Origin of the sequence: Actinoalloteichus caeruleus, from assembly GCF_049311605.1 — a bacterium.
Classification (GTDB): Bacteria; Actinomycetota; Actinomycetes; order Mycobacteriales; family Pseudonocardiaceae; genus Actinoalloteichus_B; species Actinoalloteichus_B caeruleus.
Genome location: NZ_CP186005.1, coordinates 1,135,406 through 1,158,160 on the forward strand (window position 1 = coordinate 1,135,406; position 22,755 = coordinate 1,158,160).

General features: G+C 74.6%; 19 protein-coding genes and 1 other RNA gene. 12 read left to right on the forward strand and 8 right to left on the reverse strand.

Annotated elements, in window-relative coordinates:
- The first annotated feature begins 451 nt into the window (after positions 1-451).
- Together ACOJVX_RS05130 and ACOJVX_RS05135 are read left to right on the forward strand one after the other, a co-directional pair.
- On the forward strand, positions 452-916 hold the full coding sequence (locus tag ACOJVX_RS05130; protein WP_418154229.1) for a MarR family winged helix-turn-helix transcriptional regulator: 465 nt from the start codon (positions 452-454) through the stop codon (positions 914-916).
- Entirely contained in the window at positions 913-2,196 is a 1,284-nt protein-coding gene (locus tag ACOJVX_RS05135; protein WP_422647291.1) for an MFS transporter, read from the forward strand. The genes ACOJVX_RS05130 and ACOJVX_RS05135 overlap by 4 nt, the downstream gene beginning before the upstream one ends.
- A 56-nt stretch (positions 2,197-2,252) precedes the next feature.
- On the opposite strand, the gene ACOJVX_RS05140 is transcribed toward ACOJVX_RS05135, so the two are convergent.
- Positions 2,253-2,873: a TetR family transcriptional regulator gene (locus ACOJVX_RS05140; RefSeq protein WP_035276052.1), complete on the reverse strand. Its 621-nt coding sequence runs from the start codon at positions 2,871-2,873 to the stop codon at positions 2,253-2,255.
- 108 nt (positions 2,874-2,981) lie between these two features.
- Between ACOJVX_RS05140 and ACOJVX_RS05145 the strand changes: the two genes are divergently transcribed.
- Positions 2,982-3,794 (forward strand): SDR family NAD(P)-dependent oxidoreductase, encoded by an 813-nt coding sequence (locus ACOJVX_RS05145; protein ID WP_422647292.1) that lies wholly within the window; start codon positions 2,982-2,984, stop codon positions 3,792-3,794.
- A 384-nt stretch (positions 3,795-4,178) separates the two neighbouring features.
- Here ACOJVX_RS05145 and ACOJVX_RS05150 read toward each other — a convergent pair whose 3' ends face one another.
- The 3 genes from ACOJVX_RS05150 to ACOJVX_RS05160 form a co-directional block, all read right to left on the reverse strand.
- Positions 4,179-8,396 (reverse strand): TIGR02680 family protein, encoded by a 4,218-nt coding sequence (locus ACOJVX_RS05150; RefSeq protein ID WP_422647293.1) that lies wholly within the window; start codon positions 8,394-8,396, stop codon positions 4,179-4,181.
- 91 nt (positions 8,397-8,487) lie between these two features.
- Entirely contained in the window at positions 8,488-9,753 is a 1,266-nt protein-coding gene (locus ACOJVX_RS05155; RefSeq protein ID WP_248783984.1) for a TIGR02678 family protein, read from the reverse strand.
- Positions 9,750-11,477: a DUF2397 family protein gene (locus ACOJVX_RS05160; protein ID WP_030146965.1), complete on the reverse strand. Its 1,728-nt coding sequence runs from the start codon at positions 11,475-11,477 to the stop codon at positions 9,750-9,752. The genes ACOJVX_RS05155 and ACOJVX_RS05160 overlap by 4 nt, the downstream gene beginning before the upstream one ends.
- Before the next feature lie 424 nt (positions 11,478-11,901).
- On the opposite strand from ACOJVX_RS05160, the gene ACOJVX_RS05165 reads away from it, so the two are divergent.
- Positions 11,902-12,885: a cobalamin biosynthesis protein gene (locus tag ACOJVX_RS05165; RefSeq protein WP_422647294.1), complete on the forward strand. Its 984-nt coding sequence runs from the start codon at positions 11,902-11,904 to the stop codon at positions 12,883-12,885.
- Here ACOJVX_RS05165 and ACOJVX_RS05170 read toward each other — a convergent pair.
- From ACOJVX_RS05170 to ACOJVX_RS05180, 3 genes are all read right to left on the reverse strand, one after another.
- On the reverse strand, positions 12,817-13,656 hold the full coding sequence (locus tag ACOJVX_RS05170; RefSeq protein ID WP_422647295.1) for an SURF1 family protein: 840 nt from the start codon (positions 13,654-13,656) through the stop codon (positions 12,817-12,819). The genes ACOJVX_RS05165 and ACOJVX_RS05170 overlap by 69 nt on opposite strands.
- Positions 13,657-13,784: 128 nt before the next feature.
- Positions 13,785-14,729 carry a fructosamine kinase family protein gene (locus tag ACOJVX_RS05175; RefSeq protein WP_081715171.1) on the reverse strand — a complete coding sequence of 315 codons (945 nt, stop codon included), beginning with the start codon at positions 14,727-14,729 and terminating at the stop codon, positions 13,785-13,787.
- Positions 14,726-15,178, reverse strand: a complete 453-nt coding sequence (locus ACOJVX_RS05180) for a low molecular weight protein-tyrosine-phosphatase (RefSeq protein WP_418154227.1) — start codon at positions 15,176-15,178, stop codon at positions 14,726-14,728. The genes ACOJVX_RS05175 and ACOJVX_RS05180 overlap by 4 nt, the downstream gene beginning before the upstream one ends.
- A 214-nt stretch (positions 15,179-15,392) precedes the next feature.
- On the opposite strand from ACOJVX_RS05180, the gene ACOJVX_RS05185 reads away from it, so the two are divergent.
- From ACOJVX_RS05185 to ACOJVX_RS05195, 3 genes are read left to right on the forward strand one after another with little or no spacing between them, the layout of a single operon-like run.
- Positions 15,393-16,265, forward strand: coding sequence for a Nif3-like dinuclear metal center hexameric protein (locus ACOJVX_RS05185; protein WP_422647296.1), 873 nt, complete (start codon positions 15,393-15,395; stop codon positions 16,263-16,265).
- 50 nt (positions 16,266-16,315) lie between these two features.
- Positions 16,316-17,053 (forward strand): zinc ribbon domain-containing protein, encoded by a 738-nt coding sequence (locus tag ACOJVX_RS05190; RefSeq protein WP_026417052.1) that lies wholly within the window; start codon positions 16,316-16,318, stop codon positions 17,051-17,053.
- Complete coding sequence (locus tag ACOJVX_RS05195) at positions 17,050-18,237, forward strand: bifunctional RNase H/acid phosphatase (RefSeq protein WP_422647297.1); 1,188 nt, start codon at positions 17,050-17,052, stop codon at positions 18,235-18,237. The genes ACOJVX_RS05190 and ACOJVX_RS05195 overlap by 4 nt, the downstream gene beginning before the upstream one ends.
- A 23-nt stretch (positions 18,238-18,260) precedes the next feature.
- Here ACOJVX_RS05195 and ACOJVX_RS05200 read toward each other — a convergent pair whose 3' ends face one another.
- Complete coding sequence (locus tag ACOJVX_RS05200; RefSeq protein ID WP_035291326.1) at positions 18,261-18,737, reverse strand: universal stress protein; 477 nt, start codon at positions 18,735-18,737, stop codon at positions 18,261-18,263.
- 165 nt (positions 18,738-18,902) lie between these two features.
- On the opposite strand from ACOJVX_RS05200, the gene rnpB reads away from it, so the two are divergent.
- From rnpB to ACOJVX_RS05225, 5 genes are all read left to right on the forward strand, one after another.
- Positions 18,903-19,299: RNase P RNA component class A (gene rnpB / locus ACOJVX_RS05205), an RNA gene on the forward strand.
- 422 nt (positions 19,300-19,721) lie between these two features.
- On the forward strand, positions 19,722-20,315 hold the full coding sequence (locus tag ACOJVX_RS05210; protein ID WP_103055652.1) for an ArsR/SmtB family transcription factor: 594 nt from the start codon (positions 19,722-19,724) through the stop codon (positions 20,313-20,315).
- Positions 20,316-20,392: 77 nt separating this feature from the next.
- Complete coding sequence (locus tag ACOJVX_RS05215; protein WP_030107235.1) at positions 20,393-20,581, forward strand: hypothetical protein; 189 nt, start codon at positions 20,393-20,395, stop codon at positions 20,579-20,581.
- A 1,394-nt stretch (positions 20,582-21,975) separates the two neighbouring features.
- Positions 21,976-22,245 carry a hypothetical protein gene (locus ACOJVX_RS05220; protein ID WP_026417049.1) on the forward strand — a complete coding sequence of 90 codons (270 nt, stop codon included), beginning with the start codon at positions 21,976-21,978 and terminating at the stop codon, positions 22,243-22,245.
- A 3-nt stretch (positions 22,246-22,248) separates the two neighbouring features.
- Positions 22,249-22,707: a hypothetical protein gene (locus tag ACOJVX_RS05225; protein ID WP_026417048.1), complete on the forward strand. Its 459-nt coding sequence runs from the start codon at positions 22,249-22,251 to the stop codon at positions 22,705-22,707.
- Positions 22,708-22,755 lie beyond the last annotated feature (48 nt).

A 22,755-nucleotide genomic window follows, 5' to 3' on the forward strand; every position in this document is an offset into this window, starting at 1 on the left:
CGCCGTTCGTCCCACCGCTGGACCCGGCGCTCCCCGGCCGGCAGGTGCCGAAGCCGGCGGGCCGTTCCGAGGCCGTGTTCCCCGCCGCCCCGAGGTTGCGCGGTGGCCACGGCACGGGGGTCGTCCTGGTCAGGAGTTCGCGGTCGTGGCCGACGTACCGCATGGTCCTGGGGGGTTCCGGGCAGCCGTTGCGCCAGCCAGCGCTTCCCCGCACGTCGAGGTCGTGACCGCGCGGTGGAGCGCGGCCGTCGTTCCCTCACCCACGCGGGACCGGACGTCGGGCGGCAGGGGCGTCCGACGGGCAGCGCGGGAGACACCGTTCCCGACCCCATGCCCCCTGGCCGTCCGCGTGATACCCAAGACGCAACAGTGCTGTTATGTTAGCGCTGTGACATCACCTGACCCGACCACTCGCGGCTACTGGCGCGATCTCATCGCCCTCCAGCAGGACATGGACGAGGAGATCGCGCGTCTCTACGCCGAGCACGACCTCGCCGGGGTGCGCCCCCGCTTCGCCTACCCGCTCATCCGACTGGCCCACCAGGGCCCGATGACCATCCGCGAACTGGCTCGGAGCCTGGGCCGGACCCATTCGGCGGTCAGCCAGACCGTGACCGCGCTGCGGGGCGAGGGGTTGGTGACCACCGAGCCGGGGCCCGACGCCCGCACCCGGGTCATCCACCTCACCGACCGCGCCCGCGACCTGCTGCCCTTCCTCGAAGCGGAGTGGAACGCCACCGAGGACGCCTGCGCCGAGCTCGACGCGGAGCTCGCCTCGGGCCTGGCCGAGTACGTGGCGGCGATGCGGGCGCGGCTCACCGAACGCGGGTTCCACGCCCGCCTGCTCGACCACCTGGACTGGCGCTCCGGGATCGGCGAGACGTCCCGGACCGACGGCGACGGCGCCGGGCGATGAGTCGGAGGTCCGGACTGGTCGACCTCCGCCCCCTCGCCGCCAGCGCCGCCTACCGCCGGCTCTGGGTGGGGACGTCGCTGACCTCGCTCGGTCACCAGATGACGGTGGTCGCCGTGCTCTTCCAGGTGTGGCGGATGACGGGGAGCCCGGTGTGGACCGGCGTCGTGGGGCTCGCCTCCGCCATTCCGCTCGTCCTGTTCGGCGTGGTCGGCGGCTCCCTCGCCGACTCGCTCGACCGCCGCACCCTGGTGCGCTGGACGACCCTCGCCCAGGTGGTGGTCGTCCTCGGTCTCACGGGGCAGGCGCTCGTCGAGCTGGAGAGCCTGCCCGTCCTGCTGGGCCTGGTCGCCGCGCAGTCGGCCGCCGCCGCGCTCGGGGCCCCCGCCCGCCGCACGTTCCCGGTGCGGCTGCTGCCCCGTGACCTCGTCTCCGCCGGGATCGCCCTCCAGCACCTCAGTTTCCAGGCCGCGATGCTCCTCGGGCCCGCCGTGGCCGGGTTCGTCATCGGCCGGTGGGGGCTGACGGCCTGCTACGCCGTCGAGGCGGTCGCCTTCCTCGTCTCCCTGTACGCCGTCCTGCGTCTGCCGTCGCTGCCGCCGAGGGGAGCGGAGGAGCACCGGCCGGGGATCCGGTCCATCGTCGAGGGTGTGCGCCACATCACGCGAACGCCGGTCGTGCGCGGCGCGTTCGGCACCGACCTCTTCGCCACCTTGCTGGCGATGCCGATCGCGCTCTTCCCGGTCGTGAACGAGGCCCGTTTCGGGGGAGCCCCGGAGACGCTCGGGCTGTTCCTGTCCGCCGTCGCGGTCGGGGGAGTCGCGGCCGGCCTGGTGTCGGGGTTGGTCACCAGGGCGGACCGGCCCGGCCTTGTCCAGTCGTGGGCGGCCGGCACGTGGGGGGTGGCCCTCGCGTGCTTCGGGCTGGCCGATCCGCTGTGGCTCGCGTTGGCCATGCTCGCCGTCGCCGGTGCCGCCGACACCGTCTCGGTGGTCTCGCGGGCGGCGCTGGTCCAGCTGGCGACCCCCGACGGCCTCCGGGGTCGGGTCTCCTCGGCGGAGCACGTGGTGGGCGCGGCCGGCCCGGACCTCGGCAACGCCAGGGCCGGCGTGGTCATGGGGCTGACCTCGGCCTCGTTCGCGCTGGTGTCCGGCGGCCTGCTCTGCGTCGTCGGCGTGCTGTGGATCGGGCTGCGCAACCGGGAGCTGCGTTCCTTCCGGGTCAGCGAGCGGCGGGAGGGCACCACCCCGGCCGCCGGTGCCGGGGCGGGACCGGGCACCTGACGACGATGGAACGGCGCGGGCCGCGATCCCACCGGAACCGGGACGGCCCTGGTCGCTCAGCCAGGAGACCCGGGGTGGTCGGTGGCCTCCGGTGGTGGGGGTGGTGTGCCGAGGACGGGTCGGTCGAACAGGGCGGACGCCACGGCCGCGAGGTGCGGGGCGAGGTCCTGCGGAGTCGCGGCGCTGATGGCGGGGGTGCCCACCACGGACCGCAGGACGCCGATGCCGAGCATCCAGGCGCTGAACAGCTCCGCCCGCAGTGCCGCGTCCGGCGCGTCCGAGAGCCGTTCGAGGGCGCGCACGTAGGTGCCGCACAACTCCTCCCGCAGGTGGTCCCGCGCCTCGTCGTGCGCGGAGGAGCGCAGCATCGCCACCAGGGGGTGCTCGCCGGCGTACGCGGACCAGTCCTCGAAGAGCAGTGAGTGCAGCAGCCGGGCGGGCAGCTCCTCCGGTGGCCCGTCGAGCGGGGTCGTGGGCGTCCTGGCGGCGGCGGCCTCCTCGAAGAGCCCCTTCTTCGAGCCGAAGTAGCGGAAGACGAGTGCGGCGTCGACCCCGGCGTCCCCCGCGATGTCCCGAACGCTGGCCGCTTCGTAGCCCTCCTTGGCGAACCGGTGCCGAGCGGCCTCCAGGAGGCGTTGCCGGGTCGCGGAACGGTTCCTTCTGCGCGGCTCGGCCACGGCGTCCTCCCATAAGTCATCAAGCGTTGACAAATGTGGCTGGTTCTGACTAGCGTACAAAGTCATCGACCGATGACTTTTGGGGTGGAAATGGTCAAGGATCTAGTCGTGTCCGGCGGCACCACCGGCATGGGCGCGGCACTGGCGAGGCACTACCTGGCGGCCGGCGCGCGGGTGACCGTGGTGGGCCGGAACCCCGAACGCGGCCGGCGGTTCCTCGAGGAGGCCGCGAGCATGGGGGCGGGCGAGCGGGCGCACGCCATCAGGGCCGACCTCACCTCGGTGGCCGAGAACCGGCGGGTGATCAGCGAGATCCGGGAACGGCACGACTCGCTGGACGCCCTCGTCCTGTCGGCGATGGTGCCGTTCCAGCGCCGCGTCGAGACGCCGGACGGGTACGAGGGCGCCTTCTCCCTCTACTACGTCAGCCGCTTCCTGCTCAGCTACGGCCTGACCGACCTGCTCGAGAAGGGCGACAACCCGGCGATCGTCAGCATCGGCGGCACGGGAATGACCAAGGGACGACTGCACTGGGACGACCTCGCGCTGCGGAACGGCTGGGGCATCCTGCGCGCCACCCTCCAGGGCGGCCGCGCCAACGACCTCCTCGGCGTCGGCTACCCGCTCAACCACCCGGACGGTCGCACGCGCTTCGTCCTCGTCCACCCCGGGTACACCAACAGCGGGCTCAACGGCGTCCCGCAGCCGACCAAGGCCCTGATGGCGGTGATGGGCGCGCTCTTCGCCCGGTCCGTGTCCAGGAGCATCGTCCCCATCATCAGGCTGATCGACGAACCCTCCGACCAACGGCTGATCGCCTGGGACCGGACCAAACCCGTCGACCTCGGCCTGCGCACCCTCGACCCCGACGACGCCCGGCGCCTGTTCGACCTCACCCGCCACCTGGTGGCGGAGGACTGAGCACCACCGACGGCCACGGCGTCGCGCGGATGTGGCTGGCGACCACGCCGCGCGCGCCGTCGCCGGTGCGCCGGCAACGGGCCGGGCGAACCGATGACCGGCCCGACACCACCGCGCCCCCAGGGACCGGTGGCCTCGCACGACCGTCCACAGGGGGCCGGACCGGCCAACCCCGGCTCGGTAGGGCGTCCGGATGGGCGGGCCGGGGGCGGCCCGCCGTCTCCGCTGGCCCACCGGCCATGACGCGGCGATGACCCCCATCACCACCGAGCCGGGCCCAGCCTCGCAAACCCGGCTACACGTTTCCTACACGTCGCGCCCCCGGCGGACCCGCCACGCACGGCGAGGACCCCGCGGAGACGGACCGGACCCGCCACCGGGGGCTCAGGCGTCGTGCTGGGTGAGGTCCGCCCCGTCCCAGGTTGTGTGCGTGCAGGCGACGCCAGCGCCGCTCTTCGGGCGCAGCACGTCGTAGATGTGCATGCGGGGGATCTTGGGGGAGACACCCCAGCCGCTGGGCCAGGTGATCAACCAGTCCATGTCCAGGTCCACCAGCAGCCCGAGCATCCGGGCGATCGTCGGATCGTCCAGCCGCTCGAACGCCTCGTCGAGCAGCACCAGCCGCAGCGGCGCACCCGCGCCGCCGGCTCCCGCACCGTCACCCTCGCCGACGTCCACCGCGTCGTAGAAGGACGCGGCGGCGGCGAAGAGGGCGACATAGGACACCAGCCGGGTCTCCCCGGAGGACAACTGCCGCAGCCGGCGCACCCGGGGCCGGCCGTCCGGCCCGTCGTCCCGGACCCGCACGGTGAAGGAGTGCCACCCCCGGTAGTCCAGCGCGCGGGTCAGGATCTCCGCGTACCCCCTGGCGTGGGCGTCCCGTTCCGACTCGATCCGCTCGGTCACCACCCTGCGGAGGAGCGCGTCCTGGTCGGAGTCCCGTTCACCCAACGGCGTGCGCACCAGGTCGAGCGCCTGACGGGTGGCGTCGTCCAGGGCGGGGGAGGGGCTCCACTCCAGCTGGACGTGCACCCCCTGCGACGAACGAGCGCGGTCCAACACCGCGTTCATCCGCGCGCACAGGTCCTCGGCGACCGCGATCTGCCCGCGCAGCCGTTCCGCGAGGTCCCGGATCAGGTAGTCAGCGAACACCGTCTGGTACCGCTCGTTCAGGTAGCCGCGCTGGGTGGCCAACCGGTCGCGGACCTGCCGCGCGGCCACCGCCACCGGCCGGGGGCCGTCCTCCCCGCTGACGGTGATGCCCAGGACGCCCGCGTTCTCCGCCGCCGTGATGTCGTGGGTCCCGGCCAACGCCACCTGGAGGGTCTGGAGCCGGGTGATGACGGTGGTCTCGCTCGCCGGGCGGCTCTCGGCGAGTTCGGACACCAGCGCCAGCGCGGCGCGGGGGTCGGGCGGCGGTTCGGCCGGGGCGGCCCCGGCCCGCTCCGTGCCCGGGGCGCCGACCGGCGCGTCCCCTCGGGTCCGCGAGGTCGTCGTGAGGGCGGCAGCCCAGGTGCCGGGGGAACGCAGCGCGGCCGTGAAGGCCGTCGACGCGCGGTCCGCCTCGGTCTCCCGTTCCCCGAGCTGGCCCTGCTTCGTCTCCAACAGGGTGGCCAACGTGGCCAGCCGTTCCCTGGCGGTCATCACCGCCTCCCGCGCCGCCGGCAGCTCCTCCCGGACCTCGGCCCGCCGCCGCTCCAGATCGGACATCCGGCGGGCGGCGTTCTCAGCCTCGCCACCCACGCTGCTGGTCAACTCGGTCAGTGACCGCCGCTGCTCCCCGTAGGACCGGCAGGCGCGCAGCGCCAGCTCCTCGGCCTCGGCGCGGTCCGCGACGGCCGCCTGGTGGTGCGTGCCCGCCTCCGCCAGGTCGTCCACGGCGCCGACGCACCGACCGACCAGCACGTCCCGCAACTGCTCGACCCGATCCCTGGCCTCGGTGGCGTGCCGGTGCGCCGCGTCGAGACCGGCGGCGTCCGAGGGCAGCCCCGCCTCGGTGGCCCGCTGCCGGAGTTCGGTCTCGGCCGCGCCCCACCGCTCCTCGGCGCGGCGGTGCTCCTCGCGGAGCCGCCGCGCCCTGTCCTCGGCGTCCGAGGCGGCGCCCGCCGCCCCCGCGAGGGCCGCGTGCGCCGCGACGAGCTCACCGTAGTCGGGGAACGCCGCCAGCTGCCGGTCCAGCAGCTCCACCTTCGCCCGTGCCTCGGACTCGGTGCGTTCGGCGGCGGCCAACGCCCCCCGGAGCTCGTGCAGCTCCTCCTCCAGCGCACCGATGCGTCGAGTCCTGGCCGCCTGCCTGGCGCCGGCGCCGACGAACTCGGCGGTGTCCTTCGCGCCCGCCCCGTACAGCACCCCCGACCACCACCTGCCGTCCTCGGACACGCTCAGCGGGGTCGGCCCCGTCGGCGCCCGGTCGGTCAGCGGTACGGACGACAGGAGGCGCCGCACCAGCTCCTCGGGCACCGGGCCGTTCGGATCGACGGCCGGGACCAGCACCTCGGCCAGGGTGCGGCGGCCGTCGGCCGCCGGTTCCTCCGGTGCGGGGTCGGACCACGCCGTCGCCAGCAGGGTCCGCACCACCGGGTCCGCCGCACGGGCGTCCACGGGAACCCACGCGGTGAGCAACCCGCAGGAGGCGAGGGCGGCCTCCACGCCGGCGCGGGCCGGGGGAGCCACCTCCGGCCGGAAGTCGACCAGTTCCGCGAAGGAGGCACCCGGCGGGGCGGTGTCCGGATCCGGGGATCCCGCCGGCCTCCGCTGCTCCCCACTCCGCAGCGCCGCCAGCTCGGCGTCGCGCCTGTCGACCTCGCGCCTGACCTCGGCCACCGCGTGCTCCGCCTCGACGGTCGACTGCGACGCGGCCTGCCGCGACGGCGTGAGCCAGAGGCGGGCGCGTTCCGCCGCCGACCTCGCCCCGTCCCGCACCGCCCGCAGGTGCTCGACCTCCACCAGTTCGAGCACGGCCGCGTCCGGCTGTCGAGCACCAGAGAGCGGGACGGACTCGGAGAACCAGCTCAGCGCCCGTTCCCGCCACAGCTCCGCCGACTCCACCAGCCGTTGCTCGGCCTCGTTGCGGCGGCCGGCGGCCTCGGTCGCCGCCACCTGGGCGGCGCGGGCGTCCCGGGCCGCGTGCTCGACCCGGGACGCCTCCTGGTCGAGGGCCACGGCCTGCCGGTGCAGCGTCGACACCAGCGCGGCCCGGCGGCGACCCGCACCAGCGACCTCATCGGCGCCCCCGGCCGCCGAGCGGAACCCGGCCGCCAGCTCCTCGGCGTCGACGACGGGCGGCAGCCGGCGTTCCACCACCACCGGCTCCGCGTCCGGGTCGGGCTTGGCCAGGACGGACTCCTGGCGCACCGTGACGCGTGCCGAGGGCAGGCCGGGCACCCGGGGGCACATCTCGGGGTCGAGGCCGGCGTGCCGCAGGCCGGTCCGGGCCGCGCTGGCCAGCTCGGCCGCCGCGTCCCGGTTCTGGGTGAGCCGACGTGTCGCGGCCAGCACCGCGTCGACCGCCCGGTCCTCCTGGGCGCGCTGCCGAGCGGCACCCTCCAACGCGGCCTCGGCGGCCCGACCCGCCGAGGTCACCAGTGCCTCCCGGTCGCGGAGATCACGCAGGCCCTGGTAGCCGGGCAACGCCATCTGGGTCGCGATCGCCGACTCCAGCTCGCGTTCCCGGTCCTCGGCCGAGGCCACCCTGGCCGTGGCGAGGGAACACTCCTGGTCGGCCTCGTTCCGCTGCTCGGTGAGCCGCCTGATCTCGGAACGCAGCGACGCCAGGGCGCGGTCGGCCGAGGTCATCCGCTGGCCCAGGCCCAGCAGGGCACCCCGCACGTAGCTGGCGTAGGTGGTGACGAACGCTCCCAGCGCGTCGTCCGCGGTGCTCAGCCGCGCGATGTTCTCCCGGATCGACTCCAGGTCGTCGAAGGAGGTGGCGAGGTTGTCGATCACGGCCGGGTCGAGCGGGGGGAGCGCGTCGGACAGGATCTGCTCCAGCTGCCCCTCCAACACCTTCAGCCCGACGTCGGGGTTGCGCAGGGTGCGCTGGAGGTGCAGGAGGTCCGCGTACCGAGCGGCGGGCACCTGGTAGACGAGGTCGGCGACGCGGGCCCGGAACCCGGCATCGTCCAGCACCCGGTCCGCCCCGAGGGTCTCCCGCAGCTGCGCCGGGCCGAGCGGGACCTCGTCGGCGCCCACCAGCCGCAGCTCGAAACCCACCCGACGGGGGGTGATGAACCGCCACGAGTCGGTGATCTGCTGCGCGGCCTTCGACGCCTTGACCCCCAGGCCGCAGGTCAGGAACTCGGGGCCGACGGGAGTGCGGCGAACCAGCTCCACCCACGCGTAGCCGATCCGGTTCGGCCCGCCCTGGTAGTCGTCGAGCATCAGCCGCCGCATGCTGACGGTGTCGAAACCCTTCGACCCCAGTTGCCGGAGATCACCGTCGAGGCAGAGCGGCAGCAGCAGCTCCAGCGTCCGCGACTTCCCCGACCCGTTGGTGCCCTGGAAGATGGCGCGGCCACCGGAGAAGTCGAAGGTCTGCTCGGCGTACTGCCAGATGTTGACGATCCCGCCTCGGTTGAGCCGCCAGCGGTCGGGCTCGCTCACTGTTGACCTCCTGCCGCCGGCGCGGTGCTCGCCGGCCTCGACACGCCGCGAGGCGTGCTGGTGCTGATGGGAAGCTGCTGCCGCACGGTGCTCACCCCTCGTCGAAGAGCGACCAGACCGGTGGGGCGGACGGTGGTTCGGCTGGCTCCCGGAGCGCCCGGCCGGCACCCGAGGAGAGGGGTTGGTCGTCCGCCGTCGGAGCCCAGCGGTGCGCCGCCGGGCTCAGCGACCACCCACCTCGGCCGTCGCTCGTCGCCAGCCCCAGCCGTTCCAGCAGCGCCAGCACCTCGCGGCACAGCTGGTGCGGGTCCTCGGTCGCCTGGCGCGACCAGGCCGCCGGGTAGGCGTTGACCAGGTCGTCACAGGTCTGGAAGACCTCGGCGGTGGTCACCGCGTGGGTGCCGTCGGCGTCCGGCTCCCGCAGGCCGAGCAGCTCGGGCAGCGCGAGCAGCGCGATGCGGGCCACCGTTCCGGTGCCGGGGAACACGACGTCGGTCAGGTACTCCTCGGGGTCGGTGACCGCCACCCCCTCGACCCTGGTCTCGGTCATCAGGCCGAAGGCCCGGTCGAGCAGCACCGACTCCCGGCGCTGGTTGCGGCGCAGCCACGTCGACTCGGCGTCGGTGAGCTCCGCGTGGGTGATCACCGGGTCCTCCACGAGCCGACGTCGCAGGGTGTGCTCGACTCCCCGTGCTCCCGGCCGGGCCGCCAGCACGACCAGGTCCGCGCCGTCCTCGGCCTCCCGCAGCGGGCCCGCGACCAGGAGCGCGAGCAGGTCGGTGTCCACGGTGATCAGCGCCTCGGTGGGGGCCTCGTTGCTCCACGGGCCCACCGTGCCCTCGGTCTCCGTGATGACGCCGAGCGCCACGAGGTGCCGCAGACCCGCCGTGAGCGCCCGCCGGTCGGCGTAGTCGTCGACGACGGCGATGCCCGCCTCGACGGCGGCGGCCCTGATGTCGGCGACCAGCCGGGACAGCAGGATCTGCCGACCCGCGCCGGTGAGGCAGGCCACCGCGAGGGCGAAGTACGCGTACGCCCGGGGCGTCAGGCCGGGTTCACCGCGGGTGGCGTCCTGGCCGGGCCCCGTCTTGTACAGGCGGGCGAACCGGCGCTCCACCACCAGCCGGTACCCCAGCACGGTCGTGAACAGCTCCACCAGCACCGCCCGGTGCCGGTAGACGAGCGGGAGCAGGTCGCCGTCGGGGCCGTCCGCCCGCAGCAGCGGGCGGCGCAGCAGCACCCGCGCGCAGCGCGCCACGTCCGCCGCGTCGATGTCGGGCAACTCGTCCAACAGGGCGAGACCCGCGTGCCGCCCGCTGGTCGACCGCCGGGTGCGGTCCCCCCTCGGCGCGCTCACCGGTGTCCCCCCGCCCCGTGGGAACCGCCCCTGACCGCCGGTTCCGCGCACAGGCTGACGGTGGAACCGTGCAGGGTCAACGAGCCGCTGGTGCTGGTGATCGTGGTGCGGGCGTCGGCCTCCGGCGTCACGGTGAGCCGCAGACCCCGCACCGGGTCCCGCACCGACCCGGGGTCGCCGTCGCGTTCCCGCTGCGCCATCGCCAGGGTCAACAGCTCGCACAGCACGCCCAGCGCCGGCGGGGACAGCGGCACCTCGGTCAGCCGGGGAGCCGCCGCGACCAGTTCCGCCACGGCGTCCTCCTGCTCCCGTGCCTGGGTCCTCGCCTGCGCGAGCAACGTCTGCTCGGTGATCGGGTCGAACACGACCCGGGAGGTGCGCCCCCGCGCCCCCCGGTCGCCCCTGGACCGCACGCTGACCGTCACGTCGATGACCGGCCCGTCCCGCCACGGCGTGTGCTCGTCGTCCCCGTCCAGTTCCGGCGAGGGCAGCAGGTTCCGCGACGGGTACAGGCCGAAGGCCGCCGCGTACAGCGTGTCCGCCCCCGCCTGGTCCGCGCCGTCGAACCAGCTCGCCAGCCGGAGGAGGTCGGACCGCCGGCCCGGCAGCCCGGCGCTGCCCGTGGTCGCCCGCTTGACGTTGGCCAGCAGGGCGCCGATGGCGCGGGTCGTCGCCTCCCGCAGCGCCGTCACCTGGCTGGGACGCCCGGGGCCGTCGACGAACCAGTCCGTCAACTCCCGCCAGTCGGCCTCGGTGCGCCCGCGGCCCCGCTCGACGGTGTCGCCCCACTGCTCGGTCCAGCTCCGCGCCGGGCCCACCAGCCGCAACAGCTCGCTCCTGGCCTGCCGCAGCCCGGCCAGGGCGTCGGCGATGCCGGGCGTGTAGCGGAGGACGTCCTCCACCACCATCTGGATGTACTCGACGAGGACGGAGCGGAACCCGGAGATGTCCGCCGGCTCCAACTGGTGGCGCGCGACCATCTGCCCCAGGTAGGCGTAGAAGTCGCGGACCGTGTCGGCGAGTTCGGCGTGCTGGAGGAACAGGGTGGTGACCTGCTCCGCGAGTTCCTCCCGCCCCTGCCTGGCAGCCCGGCTGGAGGGGTCCTCGGTCTCGGCGAGCAGGGTCCGCGCCAGGGTGGAGCCGAGCTGGTCCAGTCCGCGTTCGATCGCCGGCAGCAGTTCGCGCGACACCTCCCGGGCCCCCTCGGGGACCTGGAGCAACGCGTCGGCCTCCCGCTGGACCCGGAGGGCCAGCTTGCTGATCTGGTAGCGGACGCTGCCGTGCTGGAACTCCGCGATGCTCGCCGCCACCATCTCGCGCCGGCCGTGCACGAGGTTGCCCCACTCCACCAGCTGGCGCAGCCGCACGATGACGTTGTCGATGCGGTGCTCGCCCTCGTCGATCAGCCCGGCCCGCTCGGCCGGTGCCAGGGCCCCGGCGACCTCGCCGGCGGAGAGGTCGGCGAGGAGGGTGGAGGAGAACAGCCGCATGATGGCCAGGTAGGTGCGCCGGTAGTCGCGGGCGGTCAGGTACGCGTAGAGCTGGAGCCGGGCGGCCTGCCCGCCCGGTGCCCGCCGCCCGGTCGTCCGCGCGCCCGGTTCGGACGTGGCGTCGGTGGTCTCGGGTGGTGACGGGGACGCGCTGACCTCGGCGGCGGGGGGCGCGACCGGTGCCGCCCCCGGAGACGCGTCGACCGGGGTCGCGGGGGGCACCGCCTGATCCATCACGCCGTCCTGGAATCTCGTCGTCGTCCTGCCCGTGGGGTCGCCGTGCGGTGACCCGGCTCGCTGATCGCACTCCGGGGCACGTCCCCGCCGTCCGGCGCGGCCACCGTGGAACCAGCGGCCCGTTCCCGGACACCGCGCCGGCCGCCCACCGCGCCGAGGCCCGCTGTCAGGACAATCTAGAGGTGACGGGCCCGGACCCGGCACGGCAGGTCACCCTAGACGATCGCCCCACCGGGGGCGTCGGCCCGCCGGACCTCCCCACCGATCGGCTGACGACGCCACGCTACGGTGACGCACTGCGAGGACGCCTGGGGTGATGCGGCGACGCGCCGCGTCCCCGTCGGCTTGGGAGCGGTGCGCCGAGTGGGGTTCGCCCGTAGGCCGGGGGCCGGGGCCGGCCACCCCGTCGGCGGACCGGGAAATGGGGGCAGGGTTGAGCGCGGCGCGCGCCATCGGACTGTTGTTGGGAGTCGCCGCCGACGCGGCGTTCGCGGATGCCAGGAAGCACGGGGTGAACTCGGCCCTCCGCAGGCTCGCCGCCGGTGCGGAGCGCCGGCTGCACGCCGACGACAGGGGACGGGGCCTCGCCTACGTCGGTCTGCTCGCCGGTGGGGCCGTCACCCTCGGCGTCGCCGTGGAACGCGTCGGTCGGTCACGTCCACTGGTGCAGGCCACCGCCACCGCCGCCGCCACCTGGGCCGTGCTCGGCGCCACGGCGGTGACCGACGAGGGGACGTCCATCGCCCGGCACCTCGACGCCGGCCGGTTGCCGGAGGCCCGCGCGCGCCTGGCCGCGCTGTGGGGACGCCCGCCCGGCCAGCTGGACGGCCCGGCGCTGGCCAGGGCGGCGGTGGAGACCGTGGCCCGCCAGGCCTCCGAGTCCTCGGTGGCCCCGTTGTGGTGGGGCGCGCTCGCCGGCGTGCCGGGACTGCTCGGCCACCGCGTGGTCACCCTGCTCGACGAGCGCGTGGGCCACCGGACGGCGCGTTTTCGCAACTTCGGGTGGGCTGCCGCTCGTTCGGATGATTTCGCCAACTTCGTTCCGTCACGGTTGACCGCCGCGTTGACGGCGGTGTGCGCGCCGGTCGTCGGCGGCTCGGGGCCTGGAGCGTGGCGGACGTGGCGGCGGGACGCCGTGGCGCACCCCAGCCCGAACGCCGGACAGGCGGAGGCCGCCTTCGCCGGCGCCCTGGAGGTCCGGCTGGGTGGCGGCGCCGCCTACCACGAAGGGGCGGAGGAACGACCGATGCTGGGCGACGGCCGGACCCCCGACGCGGGTGACGTCACCCGGGGCGTCGAGCTCTCCCGCGTGGTCGGGATCGTCGCGGCGGCGGGGTCAGCGGCCGCGGCCGTAGCGTTGGGCCAGCTGCGCCGCCGGCGCGGCCTCGTCCTCCCGCAGGGCTAGCGTCAGCTCCTCGCGGGCGGAGCGGCGGCCGCCCGCCCGCTGGCGGTCCGGGTAGGCCTCCCGCCACACGTAGTACACGAGCCCGCCCAGGGCCATCGCCCCGAAGGCCAACCACTGCCAGCCGTAGGCCAGGTTCAGGCCGGAGTTCAGGCGGGGCAGCGGGAGGGCGCCGAGAACGCCCGGCTGCTCGGCGGCGAGCATGAAGTAGCCCGGCCGGATGTCCACGCCGGTCGAGTCCGCGAGGGTCGTGGCGTTGACCGAGTACAGCTGGAGGTGGCCGTCCTCCTCGAACCCGGGGCGGCCCCGCCCGTCCCGTTCGTCCAGGCGGACGCGGGTCGTCAGGCTCACCTCCCCACCGGGCGCCGGTGCGTAGTCGGGGACGTCCGTCCCCTCCACGGGACGGACATAGCCCCGGTTCACGAGCACCACGTCACCGCCGGAGAGCCGGAACGGCGTCAGCACCTCGTAGGCGGGCTCGCCGTGCACGGTGCGCAGCCTGGCCACGCCTTCGTGCTCGGGCAGGTAGGTGCCGGTCAGGACGACCCGGCGCCACTCCTCCTCCGGCCCCGGGGCGGAACCCCCCGGCAGGACGTCCTCCACCGGTACCGGGGCACCGTGCAGGGAGGACTCGATCGCCTGGTTCTGGGCCCGCTTGTCCGCGTGCCGCCCGAACTGCCACGGCGCGAGAAGCGCGAAGGAGAGCGCGGCGAAGATGAGGACCCCGGCTGTCAGCCCGAGCCACCCCGGCCGCAGCATGAACCGGAAACGCACGCCCCTACGGTAGGTCACCGCCAGGACCGGCCCGAACCGCGTCCCGCCAGATGAGGCGCGCGGCACGCCCCCGGCCCGCCCGGCCACCCCGCCGCGACCCCACCACGTGGGCACGGGTGGCGGTGCGGTCAGTGCCGGCTCCCGCCCAGCGCGGCCCGGCCGGCCTCGGCCGCCCGCGCCCCGTACCCGCCACCGAAGAGCACCGCGTGCACCAGCAGTGGGAACACCTGGTGCAGGCCGACGCGGTCCCGCCACCCGGGCGCCAGCGGGCGCACCTCCGCGTACGCGTCCACCAGCCGGTCGAGGTGGGGAGCGCCGAAGAGGCGGAGCATCGCCAGGTCGGTCTCCCGGTGGCCTCCGTGGGCGGCCGGGTCCAGCAGCACCGCACCAGGACGGCGCCGCCGCTCCGTCCAGAGGAGGTTGCCGCTCCACAGGTCGCCGTGCAGCCGCGCGGGCGGCTCGGTGGGGCCGGCCAGGTCGGGCAACCGCTCCTGGACCTGGCTCAGCACCGCCCGCTGGGAGGCGTCGAGCCGACCGAGATCGACGGCGCGGCGCAGGTAGGGCTCGAGGCGCTGTTCCCGGTAGAACGTCGGCCAGTCGGGGGCCGGCTCGTTCGTCATGTCCAGGGCGCCGACCACCGCCCGCCCCGGCCCGCCGGGTGGGGCGGCGCCGAAGGCGGGAGCGCCGGCCGCGTGCAGGGCCGCCAGCCCACGGCCCAGCTCCTCGGCGGCCGCCGCGCTGGGCGCACCGGGTGGGACGAAGTCGAGCACCAACCACCCCTCGCCGGCCGCCACCACCCCTGGCGCGAGGCCAGGCACGGCGTCGGCGATCCACCGCAGCCCCGCGTCCTCGGCCGCCACCGCCCGACCGGCCCGGTCCCGGTGGACCTCCGGGGCCTCGCCCGGCGCCTCGGAGCCAGGGCGGACCGGGAGCTTCGCGACGACGCGGGCGCCGTCCACCAGGTCGACGACGAAGACCGCGCCGATGTCCCCGCCGGGCAGTGACCGAGCGGTCACCGCGTCGGCGCCGAGCAGGTGCGAGACGGCCCTCCTGGCCGCCTCGGCCGAGGTCACGTCCGCTCCCGGATCCAGTCCAGCAGGCCGGGAACGGCCGCCTCCACCATGGCCAGCACCTCCTCGAAGTCCTCCACCGGCCCGCCGTAGGGGTCCGGGACGTCCGGGCCGTCGGCGGACGGGTCGAAGGACCGGAGCAGCCGGACCCGCTCGGGTGGCACACGCCGGAGCAGGGCCCGCTGGTGGCCGGAGTCCAGCGCCACGAGGAGGTCGGCGTCCCACTGCTCGCCCCCGATCTGGCGGGCCGAGTGCGCCGTGGGGTAGCCGGCGCGCGCCAGCACAGCCCTCGCGTGGGGCTGGGCGGGTTCCCCGACGTGCCAGGACCCGGTGCCGGCGCTGCTCACCCGGACCTGGTCGGCGAGGCCGGCCCGCCTGAACCGTTCCTCGAGGACGAGACCGGCGATCGGCGACCGGCAGATGTTCCCGCTGCAGACGAAGCACACGTGCACCACGCCCACCACCCTAGGCAGGGGCAGCGCCGGGAAGGGCCGGCCGGCGGGTGCGGGCCGGCCCGACGGCCACCGACACCGGCCGAACGCCTCGACGGGAGCGGTCGGCACGCCGGGGCCGGCGCGTTCCGGCCTAGGCTGGCGCACCGGAGCCGGTTCGGAGCCGGGCAGGAGAGAACGGCAGGCGGCACGCGCCGCCGGAGGAGGTCGACGGGTGACGGTCAGGGTCGCGGACGTCGTCGAGGTGTTGGAGGCGGCCTACCCGCCGGAACTCGCCGAGGACTGGGACGCGGTCGGTCTCGTCTGCGGTGACCCGGCGGAACCGGTCCGGCGGGTGCTGGTCGTCGTGGACGTCACCCCGGAGACGGTGCGGCAGGCGGTCGACAGCGGCGTCGACCTGGTGGTCGCCCACCACCCCCTGCTCCTCCGGGGCGTGCACGGCGTTCCCGCCGACACCGTCAAGGGCTCCCTCGTGCACCGCCTCATCCGCCACCACGTCGCCCTGTTCTGCGCCCACACCAACGCCGACGCGGCCAACCCCGGCGTGTCCGACGCCTTGGCGGCGGCCCTGGGGCTGCGCGTCACCTCGGCGCTGCGGCCGGTCGGCGACCCTGGCGCGCCCCGGCCCCTGGGCATCGGCCGGGTGGGTGAACTGCCCGAGCCGCTGCCCTTCGCCCGCTTCGTGGAACTGGTGGCGGAGTCCCTGCCCACGACCGCCTGGGGAGTGCGGGCCGCCGGCGACGCCGAGCGGGTGATCCGCACGGTCGCGGTCTCCGGCGGCGCGGGCGACTCGATGCTGGGCCTGGCCGCCGCGTCCGGCGTCGACGCCTACGTCACCGCCGACCTGCGGCACCACCCCGCCTCCGACCACCTCGCGGCCGGCACGGTGCCGGGTGGGCGGGCGCCCGCGCTGGTCGACGTCGCGCACTGGGCCAGCGAGTGGCCCTGGTGTACTCAGGCGGCCGAGGTGATCAGCGCCGGACTGCCCTCGGACGTCGAGGTGGAGGTCTCCCTGCTGCGCACCGATCCGTGGACGCTGCGCGCCGAACCGTCCCGGGAGCCCGACGTCCGGGATGTGACAGGCTGACTCCTCCGTCCGGTCGCCCCAGCCCGCTTTCGAACCAGGGAGGACGTCGCGTGAAAGCAGCCCCCGCGGTCCAACGCACACTGCTCGATCTCGCCGAGATCGACATCGAACTCAACCGGGTCGCCCACCGCAGGGGGTCACTCCCCGAGCTCACCGAGATCACCGGGATCGAGGCCGAGGCGGCGACCAGCCGGGACGCGGTGACCGCCGCCGCGACCGTGCTCGCCGACCTCCGCCGGGACGCCGACCGGCTGGAGAAGGAGGTCGACCAGGTCCGGGCCAGGGGCAAGCGGGACGAGGACCTGCTCAAGGGGGGGAACGTCTCCGCCCGGCAGGTCGCCGACCTGGAGCACGAACTGGAGTCGGTGCGCCGCCGGCAGGCCCTGCTGGAGGACGAGCTGCTGGAGCTGATGGAACGCATCGAGGCGGCCGAGACGCAGGTCTCGGTGGCCGAGGGCGAGTTGGCGGAGGTCCGCCAACGGTTGGGTGACGCCGAACGCCGCCGCGACGAGGCCCTCGCCGACCTCGGCACGGTCGAGACGCGGCGGACCGAGGCCCGTGAGGCGGTGGTCGGGTCCGTTCCCGAGGGCCTGCTGGCGCTGTACGAGCGGTTGCGCGCCCAGAAGGGAACCGGGGCCGCGCTGCTCCGGGCCCGCCGCTGCGGCGCCTGCCGGTTGGAACTGGACCGCACCGCGTTGTCGGAACTGCGCAAGGCGGCCCCCGACGACGTGGTCCGCTGCGAGGAGTGCGGTGTGATCCTGGTGCGCACCGGGGAGTCCGGGCTGTGACCTCGAGGGTGGTCGTCGAGGCCGACGGTGGTTCACGGGGCAACCCGGGGCCCGCCGGCTACGGTGCCGTCGTCTTCGACGCCGACACGGGTGCCGTGCTCGTGGAGCGGGCCGAGGCGCTGGGTGTCGCGACGAACAACGTGGCCGAGTACCAGGGCCTGATCGCCGGGTTGCGGGCCGCCGACGAGCTGGGGGCCGCCGAGGTGGCGGTGCGGATGGACTCCAAGCTCGTGGTCGAGCAGATGTCGGGTCGCTGGAAGATCAAACACCCGCAGCTCCAGCCGCTCGCGCTCACCGCGCGGGACCTCGCCCGCCGGTTCGACCGGGTGAGCTACGAGTGGATCCCCCGGGCCCGCAACGCGCACGCCGACCGGTTGGCCAACCAGGCGATGGACGCCCAGGCCGGGAACGGTCGGGGCGCGGCGAGGGAGTCGGCCGGCGGCGGTGCCCCCGCCCGGGACCGCGCACCGTCCAGTCGGGACGACGAGGCCCACCGAGGGAGCGCCCGGGCGGCGCCGACCGCCGCGCGGTGGTCGGGGGCCACCGGGGTGCCCACCCGCCTGGTGTTGGTGCGGCACGGGGAGACCGAGTACTCCCGCCAGCGGCGGTACGCGGGACGAGGGGATGTCCCCCTCACCGACTTCGGTCACGAGCAGGCCGCCGCGGCCGGTCGCCGCGTCGCGCGGCTGGTGGCTGACGGGGACTCGGCGCCGGTCCCGGTGGTCAGTTCCCCGCTCAGCAGGACCCTGGACACCGCGAAGCTCGTGGCGGACGCGGTACGCGGGCAGGTCACGGTGTCCGAGCGGCTCGTCGAGTGCGACTTCGGGGAGTGGGACGGCCTCACCTTCGGTGAGGCGGCCGAGCGGGACCCGGACCTCCACGCGAGGTGGTTGCGGGACGCGAGCGTCGCACCGCCCGGCGGGGAGAGCCTGGACGAGGTGCACCGCCGGGTGCGGCGGGCCAGGGACGAGTTGATCGCCGAGCACGGTGGGCGCACCGTGGTCGTGGTCAGCCACGTGTCACCGATCAAGGCGCTGCTGCGGATGGCACTGGACGTGGGGCCGAGCCTGATGTACCGCCTGCACCTCGACGTCGCCTCGATCTCCGTCGCCAACTTCTACCCCGACGGGCACGCCTCGGTGACGTTGGTCAACGACACGACCTTCCACCCGGCCCTCGGCTGACCGCCGCCGGTCCGCCCCGCCGCTCATCCGCAGCGCCCGGGGCGGGCGGCCGGGACCTCCTCGTCCGGCCACACCAGCAACACCGCGCAGGGCGCGTGACCCACGACGAAGCGGGTGGCCGGTGCGAGGCTCTTGGGGCCGGTGAGCCGCAACCGCCCGTCCCGTCCGCACACGAGGAGGTCCGCTCCGGCGCAGACCGACAGGACCTCCCGTTCGGGGCGGCCGACCCTGGACACCGTCTCGCAGCCGCGTCCGAGCAGGCGGCGCCCCCTGGCGAGCAGGCGGTGCGCGGCTGCCTGGGCGAGCTCGTTGACCTGCTGGGTCGGCACGCGTTCCTGTCCCCGGCCGAGGAACCCGCGCAACCCACCGGCCGGGGTGTCCCCGTCGGGGGGAATCACGTGCAGGAGCACCACGGACTCCGCGTCGTGGGTGAAGTGGGTGGCGGCGGACAGACACGATCGCCACCCCGAATCGGTGACCCAGATCACGATTCGCCTCATGGTGGTCATCCTGCCGCACCGGGTCGGACCATCCACAGGGTGAACGGTCGGATCGCAGCGGCCTTGTGACGCGGTCCGCCGCTCCGCGTCGGATCTCCTGGCGGGGTGGGCCGGTCGGCCGCGTGCCGCTCGCTCCGCGCCCGGCCACTAGACTGAACGGGGGGATGAGTCGGCCGGGCGGCCGCGACGGCGCGCCGCGTCGTCGAGGAAAGTCCGGACTCCGCAGGGCAGGGTGGTTGTTAACGGCAACCCGGGGCGACCCGCGGGACAGTGCCACAGAAAACAGACCGCCCGGTCCGCCTCGGCGGACCGGGTAAGGGTGAAACGGTGGTGTAAGAGACCACCAGCACCCCGGGTGACCGGGGTGGCTCGGTAAACCCCACCCGGAGCAAGGCCAAGAGGGCGGGAGACCGCCTGCGCGAACGTTCGAGGGCTGCCCGCCCGAGTTCGCGGGTAGGCCGCTGGAGCCTGTCGGTGACGGCAGGTCTAGATGGATGGCCGCCGGCCGTCGGACCGAGAGGTCCGGTGGTCACAGAATCCGGCTTACAGGTCGACTCGTCCCCCTTCTCGGTCCGTGCGCCCGCGAGCGGCGGGCGATCGCCCGCCGTCGTCCGTCGCCGGGTGGCGGCCGGCCTGGTGCCGAGGGGAGTGTTCCCCGGCCCCGCCGTGAGCCGAGTGCCCGTCGACCCCCCGTGCTCCCCCCGTCGTCCTCCCGTGCCGTGCGGGAGCTGGCGGCGCGGCCCCTCGGGCGGCGGCGGGTCGACCGCGGCCGCGGATCGCCGCCCCCGTCGCCCCCGTGTCCCACCTCCGCCGGTCCGCCGGACGTCCCACCGCGCGTCGGTGGTGGTGAGCAGTGGTCGCGTCTCCTGGCCGGTCCCCGGTGCGCTCCCCTCCGTGCCCTCCTGGGGAGGGGAACCGGCATGAACAACACCTGTTGCGAAAGAAGTGTTGCGCAACAAGTGTTGCGAGAAGTAGTCTGTGGTCATGGCAGAGAACAGGGAGGGTCGCCGAGACCCGAAGGCGCTCCGGGCACTGGCGCACCCCGTCCGCATCGCGCTGATGGACCTGTTGGCGGAACGCGATCGGACCGCCACCCAGTGCTCGGTCGTGCTGGGGGAGAGCGTGGCGAACTGCTCGTACCACCTCCGCACGCTCGCCAGGCACGGTTACGTCGAGCAGGCCGGTGACGGCGGCAGGGAGAAGCCCTGGCGGCTCGCCAGCTTCCACCAGACCCTGGTGATCGACGGAGCCGACGACGAGTCCGACCTGGCGAGCGAGGCGGCCACCGAGGCGTTCCTCGAACACGACTTCGACATCCTCCGGCAGGGCATCCGCACCCGGGCCCGCGAGCCGGAGGGGTGGCGGGAGGCGACGGGCGTCGTCAGCGCCACCACCTTCGTCACCCTCGAGGAGATGCGCGAGCTCCGCCGGGACCTGATGCGGGTCCTCGAACGCTTCACCGACCGGCTGGAGAACCGCGACGCCCGCCCCGATGGCGCCAGCCAGGTGCGCCTCGTCCTCGGTATGACGCGCCGGCCCGGTGTCGGGCCGGAGCCGTCGCCGCCCAACGGCGGCTGAACCGCGCCCCCTCGACACCCCTGCCCACCGTGGCACCCACTCGGGGCCACCCCACACCGGAGAAACCGGAGAGAACCATGGACGCCTGGACGGAACTCGCCCTGATCGACGCCACCACGAGCCGGCACCACCGGCCCATGAGCGACGCGCACGCGCGCGGTGGGCACGGCGGCCCCGGTCGCACTCCCCGAGCGACGAGGGACAGGGAGGAGAGACCGGCGCACCACCAGTGGTCGTGGTGGCACGCCCGGCGACTCGCGCTCTGACCGGCAGCTCGTTCCTCGCGCCCCGGGAACTCCGCGCTGGAGTCCGCGTCGTCCCCTCCCCGCCGGGCTCGGTCCCCGCCGACGAGACGCACCGCCGCCCGGGGAGGGAGCGCGAGAACCGTGCCCACCGGGGGAGACGGCGCACCCCGACGAGGAGGCCCGCCGCCGCGCGGCCCAGCCCCGGGAACGGCGCCGGTGTGCCGAGCCGGTGTGCCGGGCCGGTGTGCCGGGCCGAACCCCCGAGGACCGGGTCCAGCGGTTCCCGATGACGCGGTCCGGGGCCGTCGGGGCCCGGGTCGAGGGGTCGGCCACGTGCCGGGACCTCTCGCCCGCCGCCCGCCGGCACCCGACATCCCGGGGACGTGCGTCGAGGCGGAGGCGGTTCCGGTCACGCGGCCCTCGGAGCACCGCTTTCCTACCGAGGCACGAGGGAGCGACCACGGTGGTCGCCCCTTCGGCATCCAGGTTGGCGGACGCCGTCCCCGGCCCACCGAAGCCGGTTCCTCCTCGGGGCGGTGCGTGCCCGGCGTGGTGTCGGCCGGGTCTCCCGGGCCCGGGTTCGGCCCCAGAGGACACCGCCCGCCGGTTCCCCCGGTCTCCGCGTCCCACCGGGAGCGGGCGGCTGGGCCGTCCCACCCGAGGCTCCCGACGACCACGAGCTCCCCCGGGTGCGGTGGATCAGCACCGAATGCGCTGTCCGGCCCGGTGTACTGGGCCATCCGGGTGGTTGAGTGTGGGCTGGCTCAAAGCCGAACTCGGGACGATCCGCCGCCGAGCGAGCGCCGGCATGCCCGGGAACTGCGCGGATACCCCCACCGCCGCCGGACATCGCCCGCCGTGACCGTCCCATCGGGACCAGGTAGCCCTGGTTGGAGTCGTGCGGTGTGAAGATCGTCTCAGGTAGCCTGGAACCGTTCCCGGCCGGAGGAACGGCCTCCCGTCGTTGCCCGGCAGGGGATCCGGAACCAGTGGGACGCACGGGGACCCCGATCGTTCCACGGCTTCGGGGTGCCCGAAACAACCGCGCGCGTCCGCGACCAGGCCGTTGTGGACGACTGGCGGTGGCAGGGGATGCGGCGGCGTTCTGGCCGCCACACCACGAGCCACCCGGTCCTACCACGGTGGGTCACCACCAGCTCGCAAGTGAGTGAAACCGCCCGGCAGTCGGGAGAATCCCGGGCCGAGCAGTGACGTCGCCGTCCGCCGTGCCGATGATGGGTGGAGCCAGAAATGCATGTGACCTGGGTCGGAGGGGACGCCGTTGGGCCGACAGCCGGCACTGGCGCCACTACCCCTTGTCACAGTGGCGTGTTGTACTCGACAGTGCCCACAGTCGCCGAGGCCACCAGTCCCGGTGACGCCGACAGCGCTCCTCGCCTTCAGGAGTTAGGACCATGACCGCCACGGCTTCCACGATGATCGCCACCAGCCTGGAGACCACCGGGCTCACCGACTGGATCATCGGCAACATCGTTCCGCTCCTGCTGCTCACCGTGGCCATCCTGATGCTGTGGTTGGGCGGCGGGCAGGGTGACAACGCCGGTGTCATGCGCCGGGTCGGCGGTGTCCTGATCGCGCTCGGTGTCATCGGGCTCGCCGTGACGGGAGCCGGTGTGAGCATCGGTGAGTGGATCGCGGGCCTGTTCGCCGCCAGCCCAGGGTGAGCCGTGCGCATCCGCACTGACGACGAGATCTACCGGGTCGATGCCGTCTGGCTCGGCCCGCCCCGCGCGACCTTCCCCTGGCGCGCGCGGTACGTCGCGTGGGGAGTCGGCCTGTTCGTCTTCCTCGCGGTGTTGACCGTCGAACGGCAGATGGGGATCGGGTTCGGGTTCTTCTCCACGGCCTGGGCCGTGGTGATCACGATCGTGCTCACCAAGATCATCTGTTCGCGGATCAGCCACGAACGGCCGTTCGGCTCGGTCATGGCGCTGTGGGCGCGAGAACTGACCGCACCCAGACAACGACATTCCGGAAGGGGCGGCGCGGTGAGCGCGTCGCGGGTGAGGGTCAGGAACGGCCGCCCGCGACCGAAGCGGGCCACCAGGAAGTCGGCCCGCCGGCGCCAGGCGCGCGGCCGCTCCCGGACCAAGGAGGTTCGTGGTGTTCCGACGTCGGCGCGATAGGAACCGAGGTTCCCGAGGGGGCGCCGCCCAGCGGCAGACCGCTCGCGG

Excerpts from the sequence above, each read along its gene's own strand:
- ACOJVX_RS05160 (WP_030146965.1), bottom strand. The coding sequence starts at position 11,477 with ATGGATCAGGCGGTGCCCCCCGCGACCCCGGTCGACGCGTCTCCGGGG.
- ACOJVX_RS05135 (WP_422647291.1), top strand. The coding sequence starts at position 913 with ATGAGTCGGAGGTCCGGACTGGTCGACCTCCGCCCCCTCGCCGCCAGC.
- ACOJVX_RS05220 (WP_026417049.1), top strand. The coding sequence starts at position 21,976 with ATGACCGCCACGGCTTCCACGATGATCGCCACCAGCCTGGAGACCACC.
- ACOJVX_RS05210 (WP_103055652.1), top strand. The coding sequence starts at position 19,722 with ATGGCAGAGAACAGGGAGGGTCGCCGAGACCCGAAGGCGCTCCGGGCA.
- ACOJVX_RS05165 (WP_422647294.1), top strand. The coding sequence starts at position 11,902 with ATGGGGGCAGGGTTGAGCGCGGCGCGCGCCATCGGACTGTTGTTGGGA.
- ACOJVX_RS05215 (WP_030107235.1), top strand. The coding sequence starts at position 20,393 with ATGGACGCCTGGACGGAACTCGCCCTGATCGACGCCACCACGAGCCGG.
- ACOJVX_RS05130 (WP_418154229.1), top strand. The coding sequence starts at position 452 with ATGGACGAGGAGATCGCGCGTCTCTACGCCGAGCACGACCTCGCCGGG.
- ACOJVX_RS05200 (WP_035291326.1), bottom strand. The coding sequence starts at position 18,737 with ATGAGGCGAATCGTGATCTGGGTCACCGATTCGGGGTGGCGATCGTGT.